The organism is Stratiformator vulcanicus (assembly GCF_007744515.1).
In the GTDB taxonomy this organism is placed as follows: Bacteria; Planctomycetota; Planctomycetia; order Planctomycetales; family Planctomycetaceae; genus Stratiformator; species Stratiformator vulcanicus.
This window is the reverse complement of record NZ_CP036268.1, coordinates 697,424-714,727: the sequence shown is the minus strand read 5'-3', so window position 1 is coordinate 714,727 and position 17,304 is coordinate 697,424. Positions and strand designations below refer to the sequence as shown.

Genomic DNA, 17,304 nt, shown 5'->3' with positions numbered 1-17,304 from the left:
TCACAGCCAGAGCGTCCGCCGGGCGAAGGCAATCGCGTCTTCGAACAGAAAACTTAACAGGTCGACTTGGCCACAATCAATTTCCACTTCGACCGCAGAGCCGATCGGCGGCAGCTTTTGATCTTTTAGTTCGAGTTCCGCATCGATCTTAATGACCTGACCGAGGTCGGCTCTTTCTGCACCAGTCGCATAGCTTACGAATTGCGCCTCTGCCCACTCGCCGGAACCATCCGCGAAGCGATATCGAATGGTGACGTCTCCACGGCTATTCGCGTCATCAAATTTTCGCCAACGTCGCTCCGGTAAGTCGGCTTCCACTTTCCAATCGCCTTGATCATCGGCGACCGTCAGGAATGTTTCGCCGATGCCGACCGGCTTGCCGAGAAGTCGCCGCGACAGGTCTCGCTCGACGATCACACCTCGAATTGGTGCCACAATCGACAACTCAGCCTGCGACTCTTGAACGAGTTCGAGTTGCTGTCGCAAACCGATTAGTTCGACGTGCAGCGCTGCCAAGTCGCTCTTTAATTCGATTCGCCGCTGCTGATCGAGGTTGGTGTCCGAGGTCGCTGAGATTTCGAGCGCATGAGCCAACAGTTCTTTCTCGCTGATCGTTCCTTTCAGCTTTACTTCCCGTGTCTTCAGCAGGTCGCTTTCGAGTTGGATTAATGGCATTCCCGGCGTAACGCGGGCACCCTCACCAACATGAAGGGCAACAACCTCACCTTCTGCCGGGGCGAAGACCGAGCGCCGGACAGTCGGCCACAGATTTCCGGAACAGCGGACACGATCGGGCACCGGCACCAGCGAAGCGACCTTACCCGCCCCGAGCACCAATGAGATGACCAGCGCGACGATCGCGATGCGGCGAGAACACAGACTCTCGACCGCCGCGCCGAGCGATTCCAAAGGAGCGATTCGTCGAAGGCGTTCGAAACGCTCGGCGTTCGTTAAAGCGGTCGCAATTTGACCGGTGCATTCGGCGCCCCAGTGTTCGTATTCGGTCGAAGGGGCATTGGAGCGAAAATTCTCGCACATGAGAATTGCCCGCGGCTTTCTCCGCCGGCGCTTGGGGCCATCACCCTTCGGTTCTTCAGGTATGAGCGGAATTAAATCCAGGAGGCGGACGTCGTGAGCATCAACATACTGGGCCAACAAACGCCCCGGCTGTTTGGGGAAGTCGTCGAGATTACCCCGGTAGCGCAGCGGCTCTGTCCGGCGACCAATCACCTGCGCCAGTTTTTCAACTTGTTTCACCAACGGCGAGCGTCGACTGATTGTGCCCTGACCGGAGACCGCGCTAACGCGCCAACGACCCCCGCGCCGTCGCACGATCATCAAACGATCGCAATTGAGTAGATGACGGCCTTCATCGACGGCGACACGGCACACGGTTTTCGCGTTGAGCGTCGCGTGCAACTGTTCGCAAAAGGGGGCGAATTGAGCGGTCACCCAACTGGGATCGGTCGACCGGGCCGCCTCGGCAGCGCGGTCGAAGAATCGCTCGATCAGTGTGCCGATCTCTTCCGCAGCCGACCGATCGGAGTCGTCTGCGAGCGTGAGCGAACCTGCCGGCCCGGCAATTTTCAGTACGCCCGGCAAGGACCGATCCGGCGAGAACGGAATCAGCAGCAAGTCGAGAGGTTCGCCGCCCGGCAGCGTCAGAGTACGATTAGACGGCAGGGTTTTGCCCAGTGCGGAACGCACGCAGGCTTCGGCCCCGCGGGTAACGCGGACATCCTGTCCGATCTGCACCTGCGCGAGTTGATAGTCGGCGAGCAATCCGAGATTGCCCCCTTCTCCGATCCAGACGCCGGCCGCGCGGCCGCCCAACAGCTCGGTCAGACGCGGCAAGAGGTCTGCGAAGAAACGTCGCGCGTCGGAGGCATCGTCGGCCAGACGGACGAAATCATCGCGCGCGGCATCGCCGAGGCGTTCGGAAAATGGTCGAATTTCGCTCTCGGTTTGCATCCGATTTCAACCTCGAAGCACGACTGCGATCTTCGTGATTCCGGATCAATTCGCCGGGCCACGTTTCGGCTTCCCGAATTAACGCCGCCGGGCTGCCCGGCGATTGGCGAACGGCTGTTCGTCAACGATCATTCGTCCGTCCAATCCGGGAAGCAGGAGCCCGTCGGCATTATCGACCACGGCTCGAATCGTCACCGTTTGCGAGACCGGTTCGACGCGCGAACCAATCAGGCTCAACGTCCCGGCGAAAACACGGTTACGAAGGGGACCATCACCGACGTCTCCCGTCACGGTGAACCGGACCGGCGTCCCGACGGCAAGCCGGTAGCGGACCGCCGCGGGGACGTCGCCGGTGACCTCGACGCGGTCGAGTTCGGCAATTTCGATGATCGCATTACCCGACCGGGCGAATTCGCCGGCACGGTTCTCAACTTTGGTGACCAGACCGCGACGCGGGGCCACGATCGAGTAGTCGGCCAGTGTCAGTTCGAGTTCTCTCACCCTGAGCTGCGCCAGATGTCGGGCGTGCTCAGCCTGTTCGATTTGCAGAATGGAGCGTTCGGCGGCAAGACGAAGTTTTTTGAGATCGAACTCCGGCCGCGCCCCAGCAAACTCTTTGTTGAGTTCGCGCGCGGCGAGGTACTCCGCTTCGGCCAGTTCGGCGGCCTTGCGAGCGAAGCGTAGATCGATATCGTTTTCGGCCTGTTTGGCCAGGTACGTCAGCGAGGCCCGCACCGCTTTGGCGTCGAGCCGGGCGAGGACACTTCCGGCTTGAACGGTGTCGCCCTCTTCGACGTCGATCGTCTGGAGCACTCCGTTGACCGCAGAAGACAGCGTCGTCGTTCGCCATGGTTCGATACGACAGCGATCAATGACCAGCGAACCTCCCTCAGCGGAAGCGATCGCCCCAACGAAATAAGTCGCGAGCACTGCACTGCAAACGATGTGAGGTCGCATATTGCCGACGATTAAGGAAACGATTGAATAAACTCGATGATCCACGACGAATGACAATTCGAAAAATCGTCGTCACTCCGACAGGGACCGCCCGGCTTGTAGTTTTTGCGTGTCCCACCGGTCAAGACGGAGGCTCACAGGCGTCACGCCGCGGTCGGCCATTCAAGAACGGGATCGAGGCCGAGATCCTCGGCCGCTTCGAAACGTGTCTCTTCGGACTTCAGTAACTCCGCACGACTCTTGCGGTCACGACGTTCGAGGGCTCGTTGCAAGTTCGCGAACCTACGCACCGTCAGCCCCGGTTCCTTGTTTCGCGCCAGTTCGATCTCCTCACGAGAGAGGATGATGCGATAGCTGCCCGGGTCGCCCTGTCTGGCCGCGCGACCGACGAGTTGCCGGTCGTAGCGGCGCGAGCGGTGAAAAGTGGCGATAATCACGTGCAGACCGCCGGCGTTTTTCACTTGCGGTGCGAGGCGGATGTCGGTCCCGCGACCGGCCATGTTGGTGGCCACTGTGATTTGTCCGGCCTGACCGGCCTGCGCCACGATCTCCGCTTCACGGGCGTCATGGCGGGCGTGCAGAAGCTCGTGGGCGATTCCGTCGCGTTCAAATTCGGCCGACAGCCTTTCCGAATCTTCGACCGTGCCCGTCCCGATCAGCACAGATCGACCGGCTTCGCTCACGCGAGCGGTTTCGCGGACGATCGCGGTAAATTTCTCCGCAATAGTTCGCGTCACTATCGTTGGATGCCTCTTGCGCTGACACGGCAGAAACGGAGGCACCCTCACGACGTCTCTGTTGAAGACTAGCCGAATTTCGCCGGCGACATCGCGGGCCGTTCCTGTCAGCCCCGCGAGAAACTCATATTTTCGGAAGTACGACTGAACGGTGATTTCTGCGGCGGTTCCATCGTCCGGACTCGGGTCGAGCCGTTCTTTTACTTCGATCGCTTGGTGCAGCCCGTTCCGCCAACGACGCCCCGTCAGAATGCGACCGGTCGACTCATCGATGATCTCGATCCGCCCGTCGAGCACGACGTAGTCGCGATCGCGTTCGACATGGCGGCGGGCTTCGACAGAGCTTTCCACCTGCCGAACAAGCCGTTCAAAACGAAGTTCTTCCAATGCGGTCGGCTTGACCCGCGACACGACCTTTGAAAGCCCGTTGCGAGTTAGCCGAACTTCACGCGAGCGATTCGAGTTTTCGAAGTCAGCTTGCGGATCGAGTTCGCAGGCCGCAGCCCAGGCCCAGCGGGCAAGACGGTCGTCACGACGTTGCTCCGCCCGCGGAACGGCGATCACAAGAGGTGTACGTGCCTGATCAATCAGGATGCTGTCGGCCTCGTCGAGGATTGCAAAGTGCTGACCACGCTGCACGACTTCCGGCCTAATGCCCTTTGCGCGGGCGTCGGCGATTCGCAATTGGTCACGCAGGTAGTCGAATCCGAATTCCTTTTCAGTGCCAAACGTGACGTCGCACAAATAGGCCGCTTTGCGATCATCGAATTCGGAATCGGGTTCGAGAAAGCCGACCGTCAACCCGAGTAGTTCGAAGATTTTTCGAGCGTGTTCGGCATCGCGCGAGGAGAGATAGTCGTTCGCCGTGACGACGTGACAACCTTTGCCGGTGAGTGCGAACACGTACGTCGGCAACAAAGCAGTGAGCGTCTTGCCTTCCCCCGTATCCATTTCAAGGATTCGGCCCTTCGCCAATTCCGCCCCCCCGACAAATTGCGGACGCCGATGAGACAAACCGGTCACGCGGCGCGATGCTTCGCATACGAGACCGAAGGCCGGCACGATGAGCGATGCGCTCGGCGCTCCGGCGGTCGCTTCCGCCTTCAATTCCCGGCTTTCTTCGAGCAAACGATCGGCTGACCATGAACTGGCCCGCGCCGCAAACGATTTCGCACGTCGCGCAATCCGGCCCGCGGCGGTGAGGCATACCGCGTCACTTGTTCGGCGAATGAAATCGAGCATCCCAGACACAGCGACCTGTTGCTCCTCAATGCAGTTCCGGGGCGACGAAACTCTCATGAAACCAGCGGCGCGAAAATTCGAATGCGGTGCGTGATCGCAGGGGGATGCGAATCTCGGCAGTCAATCCGCGGGTCGCGAACTCCGGCAACTCGTGCGGCACCACTTCAATGCGATACCGCCGCCGATGTTTTGCTCCGCCTTGCAGCCCGACCGCATCGGCGAGCCGCTCCGCGCGAGTCATCTCTTCCCGACCGTCATCGGTGACGAACGGCAGAATGCGGATGATTCGTCCCCGATAAACCGTCTCAGGTTCCGCAACGAAGCGGAATTCGATTTCGTCCTGCTCGCCGACTGCGTCACGCTCTTCGGCGTTGAGCAGACCGGCCAGTCGCCATTGAGACTCGTCATTCACGCTGCACAACGGTGTGCCGCGATCGATGAACGCGCCGATCGCCCCGTCCGCGAGCACGTCGATTTCGGTTTTCGAACGTCGATCCGAGTCGGGGACCGGACCAATGATGCCCGCGCGGGGAGCGCGGACCTCACACTTCCGTTGGTGCTCGGTCAGTTGTTCACGCACCTCGGCCGCGTTTTCAAAGGCAGCCGACGCGAGAATCAGGCCGGCGTGATCACGCATCGCGATCCGGCGAGCCTGCTCTGTCCTGAGTCGACCAATTCTCGTCTGCTGAGTGATCGCCGAGTCTTCCAGCGGACGTGACCGGACGGTCGCGATGAGTTGTCCCTGCTCGACGCGCTCGCCGACGGCAACGTGCAGATCAATGAGTTGTCCGGGAATCGCGGAGAAAACGAGCGGTGCGGAAGTCGGCTCGAGTTCCGAAGGAACGACGGCGAACCGCGGAATCGGCACCGCGACGAAAGCGTAGCCAACACCACCGAACAGCATCAGCATGAGCATCGCTCCGGCCGGGCGGAACCCGCTGCGGGACTGCTCTCGAAACGTCAACCGCATTGCATTTCCCCAGTTTCGCATTTGGCCCCAAACCATCCCTGCCACAGCCAATGTCGCGACTGCGCCCAATCCGTAGCCGGACGACCATCGGAAAAACATCTGCGCGATAAACAGCAGCATGAGCATCTGATAGAGACCGGACAGCATCCCGTAAATCGGAATCCAGAGCGGCTCGGGCGTCGACGCGCGTCCCGACTCACCGCGGAACAGCATTCGGCCGAACATTTTCCGCACCGCGGTGCGAGCACGCTGCCGCAGGTTCGGCGTCTCGAAATAGTCGGCGAGGAGGTGATAGCCGTCGTACCGGAGCAGCGGGTTCAAATTGAACAGGACAGCTCCGACCGACGTCACGATCAGCCAGCACAGTGCGATCGTATGAATCGGGCCGGGCAGCGTGATCGACCACACGAAGAAACCGATCGACATGAGGGTCAGTTCAAACCACACACCGGCCGCTCCGATGATCAGTCGGTGCGTCTTATTCGGAAGTCGCCACGCGTCGGAGACATCGCAATAGAGGCACGGACTGAACAGCAGCAGGGCGACGCCGATGTCGCTGCAATAAGCGCCGAATCTCCGGCAGGCCAGGGCGTGTCCGAACTCGTGGCAGACCTTGGCCAGCCCAATGGTCACCCAAAACAGCGCGAGCGTCGACCACGATCCGCCGGCGAGCAAAGCCGTCGTCTCCAAGGCCAGTTGTTCGACCTGTGCCACCAACCCGAATGTGGCGACGGCAATGAGTGCAGCCGTGAGAGCAAACACGTCGCGAGTGAAGATCAGGCGACCGACTGGGGCGAGAGCGCTGAGCAATCCCGACACATCGACCAGACTGAGGCTGATGAACAACGGATTGCGGAGCCATGAAAATCGCTGTCGCTTCTCTCGCTTGGTCGCCCGCTCATCGATGACGGCGTGCTGACCGGTACGGTCGACGACACAGAAATTTTTGGTGTGCAAATCCTGAATATCTCGCTGCACGTCCCCCGATGACACGGTCATAAACGGGAAAACCCGCTCAATCGTCCGCGCTAATGCGGCAAGCGAGGTTAAGCCGTCGAGAGATTGGAGCAGCAGATACTGAACGGGCGAAATCCTATGATAGTCGCCGGAGACCGGATCGCTGACGATCCAGGATACTTCGCCCGCGAAGCGAACCTGCTCGAACCGAAGGTCACGACGACCCCGGACCGGAAGTGGGCGATCTTCGACGATCGGTATCGAGTTCGCGCTCACGGCATCCGGCTCCACGACAATTCAGCTGGCGGAGACGACAGGCACAGACGTTGGAGGAACTGCGGCTTTTAGGTCTTTTCCTCGGGATCGTAAAGTCCGCCTTTGACACGATGGCCTCGGGCCATGTGAGATAAGGGCTGCGGTCGATGACCTTTGCTCGGCTCGTGGCACTCGAACGCGAGTACTTGTCCTATCGGATGTCCGTCGACACTTTCGGAGAAGCGAGTCACCGTGAATCAAAAAATATCTCAAATCGGTCTCGCGCTCGCGGTCGTCATCTTGGTCGGCTTCGACGGGCTCGCCTTGGCTCAGGAACGTGTGGTATCGGCGGAGCGGACCAACCGCTATCTCGGCGTGCCTTCCTGTTCGGCGGTCGCATGTCACGGTAGCGACGTCGCCGCGGACGGCATCATCGCGCACAGCTTTCGCATCTGGAACAACGACCCTCATGCGGGGGCCTTTCGAGTGCTGTATGGCGATCGCTCGCAGAAGATCTGGACGAACTACCGGGCGACACTGCCGGATGCTGAACTCCAGCCGAAATACGCTTACGAATCGCGGGCGTGCATCGTGTGTCACGCCGACCCGCCGGGGACGTCGATTCCGAAAAGCCAGTTGGCGGTGACCGGGTCCGACCTGCAGACGAGGATGTCTTACGGTGTCGGCTGCGAGTCGTGCCACGGACCGGCCCGGGACTGGATTTCGGCACACGCGACCTCCGCCTGGCAAAACCCTTCCATTTGGACTGCCGATCGCAAAGAAGCTGCGGGATTTCAGAATACCGAAGATCTCGTCACGCGAGCCCGAATGTGTGCCTCATGTCATGTCGGCGATGACAGCCGCGAAGTGAATCACGATCTGATCGCCGCCGGTCACCCCCGGCTGTTCTTCGAACTCGCCTCGTACCATGAGCGATATCCGGCACACTGGGACCGTAGCAAAGACCAACGGAAGTACGTCGATCGCTCGGAATTTGAAGGATCGCTGTCGCGCGGCGACATTGCCCGCGCTTCGACGTTGAAAGCCGAGTTGTGGCGGATCGGACAGCTCGTGTCCGCCGAGTCAACCGCCCGGTTGACGGCCCATCGGGCCGGCAACCCCGACGCACCTTGGCCGGAATTCAGCGAATACAACTGCTACTCATGCCACCAAGACCTGCTCAATCCCGAGGGCAGCTTGCTCAAACCGGGCAGCACCGGTCAGCCGCAATGGGGAACGTGGAGCGGCGTACTCGCCACCGAACTGCCATTGGCATCCGACGAGACGATAGCGCTCCGGTCCGAATTGGCCGACAAGATGAGCAGTTTCGTAGTGCGACGAGGGACCGGGGCCGAGGTCGGTCGTCTGGCTGATGAATACGCTACGATGCTGGAGACCGCCGCATCGCAGCCGTTAGCAAAGGCCGAAATTGCGGCCCTGATGGACCATCTCTCGCAGGATGAAACGCTCAACCGGCTCGCGAGCGGCGATCCGAACTGGGAACTGACGGCGCAGCTCTATCTGGCAGCCGCAGCTCTGCGGACAGGCCCGACGCTCTACACACCCGAGCAATGGATCGCTTCTCGAGATTCTTTGCGATCGGCCCGATCGATTCTCGCGTTCCGGACTCCGTCGATTTACCTTGGGAGTCGTCGACAGGCCACCAGTCCGGTGTCCTTCCGGCCACGCGATGCCGAGATCGTGCTTGAGAATCTTCGAAGTGCGGCACCGGCGCCGCTTGGTGATCCCGAAGTCATCCGGCGGCGTTCGCCTCCGGGGCCGACGTTGTAGCGGTTCGTGATTGCGATTGTCGTCGCAGTACACTTCTAAAGCAGTACACTTCTGAATCTGTAGGAAAAGCACGTCAGGACCGGACGCCCTTCTGTCATTTCACTCCTTTCGATTGGTCGATTTCGTGAAGTCCTATTCCTCGCGATTCTCCTGCTGCACGGCTCTGTTCGTCACTCTGACCTGTTGCGGCATCGCTCCGGCACAAGAGGCTCAGGAGTCTGATCCCGCGCCGACGCGCTATGGCACGGGCGGCAAATTCGAGGCGGAATGGTATCACGATGCAATTAAGGGTCGGCAGGTGGTCGGCTACGGATTGTGTGCCCGCTGTCACTCGCAATTGCCGGTGCCGACGAAATCGGTTGGACCGGCCCCTCCGGGAGCCAGCCTGCTGGTGAATCAAACCGGCGGGTGGATTCAGGGGAATTCACAGGCGATCTGGGTCCAACTCGATAAGCACGCAAAAGCATCGCTGGCCTTAAAGTCGGAGCGGTCACAGACAATGGCCCGACGCATGGGCGTCGTCGACGAGAACGGGGCTTCGCTCATCCATCGCGATCAGCGTTGCCTTGCCTGCCACGCCTCGTTCCCGGTCAGTCAACTCACCCTCGATCAGCAAGCTGCGGAGCGTAGCGATGCCTGCCGCTTCGTGATTGAAGACTTCGGCACGGTCGAAGAGGGCAGCGTGAAAGCTGCGCTGTTCGGGATGGGCGTCAGTTGCGAAGGATGTCACGGGCCGAGCAGCCCCGCCGAAGGAAGTACCGCATCTTCGTGGTATCAGCCGCACCTCGATCCGAAGTGGCGCAACCTCTCATCTGAAGAAAAGCTCTCAAAGTATGGTTACTGGGACGTGCGAGATCGCAAGATGCAGGCGCGCATCTGCCTGTCGTGTCACGTCGGCAACGTGCGGCAGGGCAAGATCGTCACGCACGAAATGTACGCCGCCGGCCATCCGCCGCTGCCCGGTTTCGAACTGCGGACCTTCATCAATCAGGAACCGCGGCACTGGAAGGAAATGGAGGAAAAGCCGGCAGATGTTCGCGACGATTACCTCAAAAAGCTGAACCTGACTTTCGACGTGAACCAGAAGCATCAGACCCGCCAGATGCTGATCGGGGCCGTGATGTCGCTCCGTGAAACGGTGGGGCTCGCCGCCGACATTTGCGATCCCTCCGTCAGCAGTCCGCTCGAAAAGCCGAGTGCTGAATGGCCCGAACTGTCGAGCTTCAATTGCTACGCCTGCCATCATGAGCTTTACCAGCCGAGCTGGCGTCAGGAACGTCCGCAACCGGCCGGCGCCGGTCGGCCCACGCTCCACGAATGGCCGAACGCCCTCGTCACGGTCGCGGCTCGGCTCGAAGATCGAGGCGACGAGTACCAATCGACGATCCAAAAATTGTACGCCGCTCTGGCGCGCCAGCCGTTCGGACAGCCGGACGACATGGTCGAAGCCGGCACCGCCATTCGAGCTTGGTGCGATCAGCTCGCCGCCGACCTCGAACAGGCCGATATGGATGAGGCCTACGGCCAGCGCGTGATGGAAGAAATCTGCAACGTCGGCCAAGAGCAAATCTACGATTACGACGGTTCGCGCCAACTCGCTTGGGCATTCGCCGTCGCTTATCGCGATTGGAATCCGAACGCCAAGAAGCCGCAGGTCGGAGTCCCGTTTGAATGGATCGAAGACCCCGAAGGATCGGTCGAAGAGCAACTCAAGTCGATGGAAGAAGTCTACCAATTCTCACTCCTCGTCCGGGTCGACCCGACGACCGTGACGAAGTTCGAAGACCTTTACGGCGACACCGAAGTTCAGGTCCGTGACGCGATGCTTTCGCTGGCCAACTATCGGCCCGCCGTCGTGAAAAAATCGTTCGCGACCTTGCGGAAGCGGCTCGACGAAGCCACCAAACGCGGGGCTGATCCCGACGCCGTCTCCAAACGCGACGGCCCGGTTATTCGACAGCGATAACGCCTTGTGGAAGGCGTCGCCTTCCAGCCCCTCTGATGGGGTGGGAACCATGAAACACGAACGAAGTGAATCAGCGGACGGCCGCCCGATCGGCTGTTACGCGGTCGCCCTTCTCACCGGTGTTTCGTTGGTCTGCCTGATCGTCTTCCTGCCGCCGATCGAGCAATCGCGCGGTGCTGCACGCCATTCGATGTGCCGGAATAATCTCAAACGAATCGGCCTCGCCCTGCATTACTATAATCAGGAGTGGGGATCGCTTCCGCCGGCCGCCACGTACGGACCTGACGGCCAGCCGTGGCACAGTTGGCGTGCGCTGATCCTGCCTCAGATGACCGGGCAAAATATGCACGGCGCGGCTAGCTCGCAATTAGATGAGGTGGCCGAAGCCTATCGCTTCGACGAGCCTTGGGACGGCCCGCACAACCGCGAACTTCATGCGATCGAGGTTCGCGATTTTCGCTGCCCGGAGGATCCACCTCGCCAACCCGAGCCCGGTCATCAATCGGACGCAAGCTATCTCGCCGTGGTCGGACCGGGCACGATGTTCCCGCCCGACGCAGCGGAGTCCGTCTCTGCAGCGCATGACGATCTCACCGAGACAATCCTCCTCGTCGAGCGATTCGATAGCCGCGTCCATTGGATGCAACCGTTCGATCTGAATGACAGCGATCTGATTCCCAAGCGTGACGGAAAAGGAATGCGAAGCTATCACGCCGAGGGCATCAACGTCCTGATGGCAGACGGCTCGGCGCAGTGCCTCTCGAAAAACATCCGCGAAGAATCGCTTCGCAATCTATTACTCCGCAATAAATAAAGTGCGTGCCGAACAAGCCGCGCGTTCGAAAGAACCGCGGACCGAGCACGGGGAAAACGATGGCAGACGATCTCGACGTCCAATACGCCGAGCCGGTCGAACCGACACGGCGGCAGATCGTCAAGTACTGGCTCGTGGCCTTCGGTGGCCTGGCTATTCTCGTCCTTCTGAGTCTGCCGAACCTCGGGACACCCATGGAGGTGTCTAGGCGGTCGGCGTGCAAGAATAATCTCAAAAGGATCGCGATCGCCCTACACAACTATCACGACAAGTGGGACAGCCTCCCGCCCGCCGTCACATACGGTCCCGACGGGAAACCGCGGCACAGTTGGCGAGTCTTAATTCTGCCACACCTTGTTGAAAACGCAGAATTCGATTACCGCTTCGACGAGCCATGGGACGGCCCACACAATCGAAAACTGCACAGTACGAAGTTTAACTTCTATCGCTGCCCGTCGGACGCGCATGCCTATCCCGACGAGAACCAAGAGGTTCACACGAGCTACTTCGCCGTCACCGGCCCTGATACAATGTTTCCCCAACGCGGTGTCGTCTCTCTCCGAGATGTTCCCGACGGAGCATCCAACACCATCATGATCGTCGAACGATCGAACAGCGGCATCCATTGGATGAAGCCGACCGACTTGACCTTCGACGAGGCGCGGCTGCCGGGCGACCCGCTTGAATCGATCGGCACGCGCAGCGAACACGTGCCCGGAAAGAGTTGGGCTCCCTGCGCATTGGCTGACGGATCGGTCCACTTCATAGGCGATCATCTTGAACCTGAGACTTTGCGTCGCCTCATTTTGCGGAACGACGGAGAAATCGTCGGCGAGTTCTAGATACTCCCAACAAGCCGCGCGTTCGAAAGAACCGCGTACCGAGCGCCGCCTCGATCTCCCCACCGCCATCCATGCTCGATCACCAAGTAAAAGTGTGTGTGAACCTCGTGCGGCATTGCGACGCGAATCCTTTCCTCCGCCCGGTCCGTGGGGTAAGCTCCCATCAGCCACCTTGCATACATTTTGACGACAAATTTGAGGACCACGATGCGACTTCGATTGCTCGCCCTTCTTGCCGCTACGGCGATGACCATGAACTTCGCCGCCGCGGCGGAGAAACCAAATGTGCTGTTCATCGCGGTCGACGATCTCAACGACTGGATCGGCTGCATGGGCGGGCATCCGCAGGCAAACACGCCGAATATGGATCGGCTCGCCGCCCGTGGAACGCTCTTCACCAATGCCCATTGCACGGCCCCGCTGTGCAATCCGAGTCGGGCGAGCGTGATGACCGGACTGCTGCCCAGCACCAACGGCGTGCATGGCAACCAGCAGGATTGGCGGGCGTCCGAATACCTCGAAGGAAAAGCCCCGATGGGGCAATACTTCCGGGAGCACGGCTACTGGACCGGCGCGGCGGGCAAGATTTTTCACGCCAATCACGGCGGCGAATGCAGCGCGATGGGAGGCGGTCACGGCGGGCTACGCGGTAAGAACCACCCCGAGTCATGGACCGCGCGCTTCCCGTCGCATGATCAGCAACTTCCAGCCTTGCCGGTGCCGACGGGGCAGAACTTCAACGGCCTCGACATCTGGCACTGGGATTGGGGCGGCATCGACGTCCCCGCGGAAAAGACCGAAGACGGTCAGGACACCGCGTGGGCCGTTGAACAGTTGAAGCAGGATCGCGACCAGCCGTTCTTCTTGGCGGTAGGCCTCTATAAGCCGCACGGCCCGTGGTATTGCCCGACAGAATTCTTCGACCAGCAGCCCGCCGAGAGCGATATCGAACTGCCGCCCTACCGCGAAAATGACCTGAGCGACATTCCCAAGATCGCCACAGGCTACGCCCGCAACAACGGCGGCTTGCACGGTCAGGTGACGCGGGCCGGGAAGTGGAAAGAGGCCGTGCGGGCTTACCTCGCGAACATTCAATTTGTCGATACGATGGTCGGCCAACTGCTCGACGCACTCGACAGTTCAACGCAGGCCGACAACACGATCATCGTGCTGTGGTCCGACCACGGTTGGCACCTCGGCGAGAAGGACCGCTGGCACAAAAGCACACTGTGGGAAGAAGCGACGCGGGTGCCGCTCATCGTTTCGGTCCCGAAATCAATGGACGAAAAACGCGGAGAGAAATCGTCACGGCCCGTCAGCCTCGTCGATATCTATCCGACATTAATTGAGCTATGCGATTTGCCCAAGCGAAACGACCTCGACGGCGACAGTTTAGTGCCATTACTCGAAGACCCGAATGCCGAGGACGACACGCCCGCGATTACGATTAATTCCGGCAAGCATATGAGCATCCGGGATGAGCACTGGCGTTACACGCGCTACAGCGATGGTTCCGAGGAACTCTACGACCACAAGAGCGATCCCAACGAATGGGACAATGTGGTCGATGATCCGCATCACCAGATCATTAAAGAAGAGCTCATCGCTCAATTGCCGAAAGAAGTCCGGCGAGCAAAGCAGCAAGGCGACCACGGCTTCGGTCGGCCTATCTTTAATGGGCATGATTTAACTTCATGGGAAGGCGGCGATGGTCTGTGGTCCGTAGAGGATGGCGCGATCGTCGGTCAGTTTCCTGTCGATAAGCCGATCAAATCGAATACATTCTTAATCTGGAAGGGCCGTCAGCCCGGCAACTTCGAACTGCGGTTGAAGTTCCGCATTCAAGGCGACATCCCCGTCGAAGACGGCGGATGGGCCAACAGCGGTGTGCAGTACCGCAGCCAGATCGTCGGCGATGAGGATAGCCACGTCCTGAAAGGCTATCAGGCTGACATCGATCTCGACGGCCAATACACCGGCATTCTTTATGGAGAGAAAACTGGCCGCGGTATTCTCAGCGAGCGAACCCACGAGGGCGAATATCCTTACAAGCCGGGTGAATGGAACGACTACCGCATCAGCGCTTACGGCAACAACTTCAAGCACGTTCTCAACGGCGTCACGCTGATGAAATACCAGGACAAAGAGATCGACGAGAAGGGCTTTAAGGAAGGCTATATCGGCCTGCAACTCCACCGGCCGATGAAGAAGGGCCGCGCTATGAAGGTCGAGTTCAAGGATATCAATCTGCGAGATTGAGCACCCATCGTTTCGGCGGAACCAAGCTCGCAGATCGACGTAGCAGGAAATCGTTCGCGGGTCGCGAGTGCCGAAATGTCTTCACCACTTTCCGGCGATGCCCGGCAGCAATTGGATCGACTCGCCGCGGACGGTGCCGAAACCGTCCCGGCAATCGTCGACCTGATTCTGTCCCAGGCCCGGCAAAGTCGCGTCAGCGATGTGCACTTAACGCCATCGGCCGAAGCGCTCTTAATGGATTGGCGAATCGACGGAGTCTTGCACGACGTCTACGCCTTTCCCGAATCACTCAAACCGAACATCGTGGCCCGACTTAAGGTCGCTTCGGAGCTCTTGACCTATCGCACCGATGTCCCGCAGGAGGGCCGCATTCGCGACGGCCGGCCGGGAGAGGTCCGTGTTAGCACATTTCCCACCGTACATGGCGAACGCGCGGTGATCCGGCTTTTCGCCGATCCCGGAAAACTTTTTCGACTCCATGATCTCGGCCTCACTCCGAGCGTCGCCGACGAATTAAGTCGCTCTCTTAATCAATCCGGCGGGGCCATTCTGATCTCCGGACCGGCCGGTAGTGGCAAAACAACGACGGCTTACGCCTGCCTCAGAGAAATTGTGGCGACATCCGACGAGCGGCGCAGCGTTGTCAGTTTGGAAGACCCCGTCGAATCGCTCATCCACGGTGTCGCCCAGTCACAGATTCGTCCGGCGTCGGGTTTCGATTATCCGACCGGGCTGCGTTCTCTAATGCGGCAAGATCCCGAGGTCATCTTTGTAGGGGAGATTAGAGACCGCCCGACCGCCGAGATTGTGCTGCAAGCCGCACTAAGCGGGCATCTTGTCTTGACCACGTTTCACGCCGGGTCCGCGGCCGGCGCGATTGGGCGATTGCTCGACATGGGCATTGAACCGTTTCAAGTTCGCAGCGGAGTTCGTGCGATCCTCAGTCAACGACTGCTGAGAACACTTTGCGAATGCCGCGGTCGGCAATTGGGCGGCTGCGAGTCCTGCCGTGGGACCGGATATGTCGGACGCCGTCCGATCGCCGAGGTTTTAACAACAGACGAGTCATCAACCGGGAAAGCGATCATCGCCAGAGAGGACGCGTCGGAAATCGGGCGACGGGCGGAGGCCGCCGGAATGATCCCCCTCCGCCGAAATGCCGAAGATGCACTCGCTCTAGGACTGGTCGACGAGGCGGAAATCACACGCGTCTTGGGATGTCGATAGCGATCTGCAGGGCGCCTCGACACCGATCCACTTAAAACTTCTTAATTAAACGTCCGTCGTTGCGCGCACCGAGGCTGCGATAGACCGGCATGTCGATCAGTTCCGAGATGAATCGCACCGACCCGTCTCCGAGCGTGAATTGGCTACCGCCTTTATGAAGGCTGCCGAAGCCGCCCACGTAGGTAACCGACGGATCGCTCCTCCAATCCTTGCCCAGCGCATTGGCCAGTTCATCACGATCGACGACATCTCCCCAATAGGGCCTGTTGCTTAGCGCGGCCGAAACCGCAGGGCTCACCTGCTCTCGATTGATTGGGGCCCCGGTATTTCGCAACGATCCACGAGTACCACCGAATATCCCCAGTTCGGAATCGAATGAAACTCCATTTCGAACGGGCAAAGTGCTTTCACCCAAAAAGATCGTGTAGGCCAATCCATCGCTGATTTGATCGATCCTTAATGCCTCGTTCAATAGAAATGACCCGTTGTTCGTGACATCGATCGGTGCCTCGATTTCGTTATGGCACGCCGCATAATCGCCAAGCGCCTGATTCAAAATACCTTGGTCTGGCAAGATCGAAGAGGGACAGCGAAAGATGCTACAAGTCACAGACATCGGCTCCGCATTGGCCTCCGCATAGATGCCGACATCGAAGTCGAAGTGATCATAGACGTTGCCGAGCTCAATAAACGGTGTAATCTGAGCGGCCCATCCGAAGTAGTAAGCACCTTTTAATGGAACGTTGAAAACGGGACCGGTGCGATTCACGCTGCCCGGCGGAAGCACTTCGTGAGCCATCTCATAATTTTGGATTGCCAAGCCGAGTTGCGCCATGTGTCCCTGACAGGTCGCCCGGCGGGCCGCCTCCCGTGCACTTTGAATCGCCGGCAGCAGCAGCGCGATCAGAATCGCGATGATGGCGATCACCACGAGAAGTTCGATTAACGTGAACCCCTCAGCCCGTTTGCGGAACTGCTGTCGGTTGAATCGGTTTTTCATGGCGGCACTCGTTTTATTATTTTGTATCTGCACTATCGACAGACGAATTAGAATCACTTCCGAGCATTGGCGAGGTTGATTTGGCGGGGTGAGTATCCGAAAGGGGGAACCGTGCGGTCGCTGTTGCACCCTTTGATCCCGCCGGCTTGATCGTCACTTCCGCACTACCCTTCAACTCACCGTCATCAAGTCTCCACACGAACTCGCCGCCTGAAGCGGCCTCGCTTGCCGACGCCAGTCGTAGCCCCGACTCAGCCAGCAGGTCGGCTTGGACACGTTTCCCGTAAGAAATCGCACTCCGCCTTGCCCGCAATGA

General features: G+C 59.6%; 11 protein-coding genes. 6 read left to right on the top strand and 5 right to left on the bottom strand.

The annotated features are described in order from the left end of the window. The 4 genes from Pan189_RS02610 to Pan189_RS02595 form a co-directional block, all read right to left on the bottom strand. Positions 1–1,971, bottom strand: coding sequence for an efflux RND transporter periplasmic adaptor subunit (locus Pan189_RS02610; protein ID WP_145362409.1), 1,971 nt, complete (start codon positions 1,969–1,971; stop codon positions 1–3). Positions 1,972–2,049: 78 nt separating this feature from the next. Then, entirely contained in the window at positions 2,050–2,973 is a 924-nt protein-coding gene (locus Pan189_RS02605; RefSeq protein WP_310820988.1) for an efflux RND transporter periplasmic adaptor subunit, read from the bottom strand. A 98-nt stretch (positions 2,974–3,071) separates the two neighbouring features. Continuing rightward, the gene (locus Pan189_RS02600) at positions 3,072–4,907 is read right to left on the bottom strand and encodes a preprotein translocase subunit SecA (protein WP_310820987.1); all 1,836 of its coding nucleotides are present in this window, start codon (positions 4,905–4,907) and stop codon (positions 3,072–3,074) included. 25 nt (positions 4,908–4,932) lie between these two features. Further along, entirely contained in the window at positions 4,933–7,110 is a 2,178-nt protein-coding gene (locus Pan189_RS02595) for a hypothetical protein (RefSeq protein ID WP_145362406.1), read from the bottom strand. Positions 7,111–7,341: 231 nt separating this feature from the next. Between Pan189_RS02595 and Pan189_RS02590 the strand changes: the two genes are divergently transcribed. From Pan189_RS02590 to Pan189_RS02565, 6 genes are all read left to right on the top strand, one after another. After that, complete coding sequence (locus tag Pan189_RS02590; protein ID WP_310820986.1) at positions 7,342–8,880, top strand: multiheme c-type cytochrome; 1,539 nt, start codon at positions 7,342–7,344, stop codon at positions 8,878–8,880. A 124-nt stretch (positions 8,881–9,004) separates the two neighbouring features. Beyond that, positions 9,005–10,846 carry a hypothetical protein gene (locus Pan189_RS02585; protein WP_145362404.1) on the top strand — a complete coding sequence of 614 codons (1,842 nt, stop codon included), beginning with the start codon at positions 9,005–9,007 and terminating at the stop codon, positions 10,844–10,846. A gap of 49 nt (positions 10,847–10,895) precedes the next feature. Next, positions 10,896–11,660 carry a DUF1559 family PulG-like putative transporter gene (locus tag Pan189_RS02580; RefSeq protein ID WP_145362403.1) on the top strand — a complete coding sequence of 255 codons (765 nt, stop codon included), beginning with the start codon at positions 10,896–10,898 and terminating at the stop codon, positions 11,658–11,660. A gap of 59 nt (positions 11,661–11,719) precedes the next feature. After that, positions 11,720–12,502, top strand: a complete 783-nt coding sequence (locus Pan189_RS02575) for a DUF1559 family PulG-like putative transporter (protein WP_145362402.1) — start codon at positions 11,720–11,722, stop codon at positions 12,500–12,502. Between the two features lie 207 nt (positions 12,503–12,709). Continuing rightward, the gene (locus Pan189_RS02570; RefSeq protein ID WP_145362401.1) at positions 12,710–14,761 is read left to right on the top strand and encodes a sulfatase-like hydrolase/transferase; all 2,052 of its coding nucleotides are present in this window, start codon (positions 12,710–12,712) and stop codon (positions 14,759–14,761) included. Between the two features lie 75 nt (positions 14,762–14,836). Beyond that, on the top strand, positions 14,837–15,988 hold the full coding sequence (locus Pan189_RS02565) for a GspE/PulE family protein (protein ID WP_145362400.1): 1,152 nt from the start codon (positions 14,837–14,839) through the stop codon (positions 15,986–15,988). Between the two features lie 31 nt (positions 15,989–16,019). On the opposite strand, the gene Pan189_RS02560 is transcribed toward Pan189_RS02565, so the two are convergent. Further along, entirely contained in the window at positions 16,020–16,988 is a 969-nt protein-coding gene (locus Pan189_RS02560; protein ID WP_145362399.1) for a DUF1559 domain-containing protein, read from the bottom strand. Positions 16,989–17,304 lie beyond the last annotated feature (316 nt).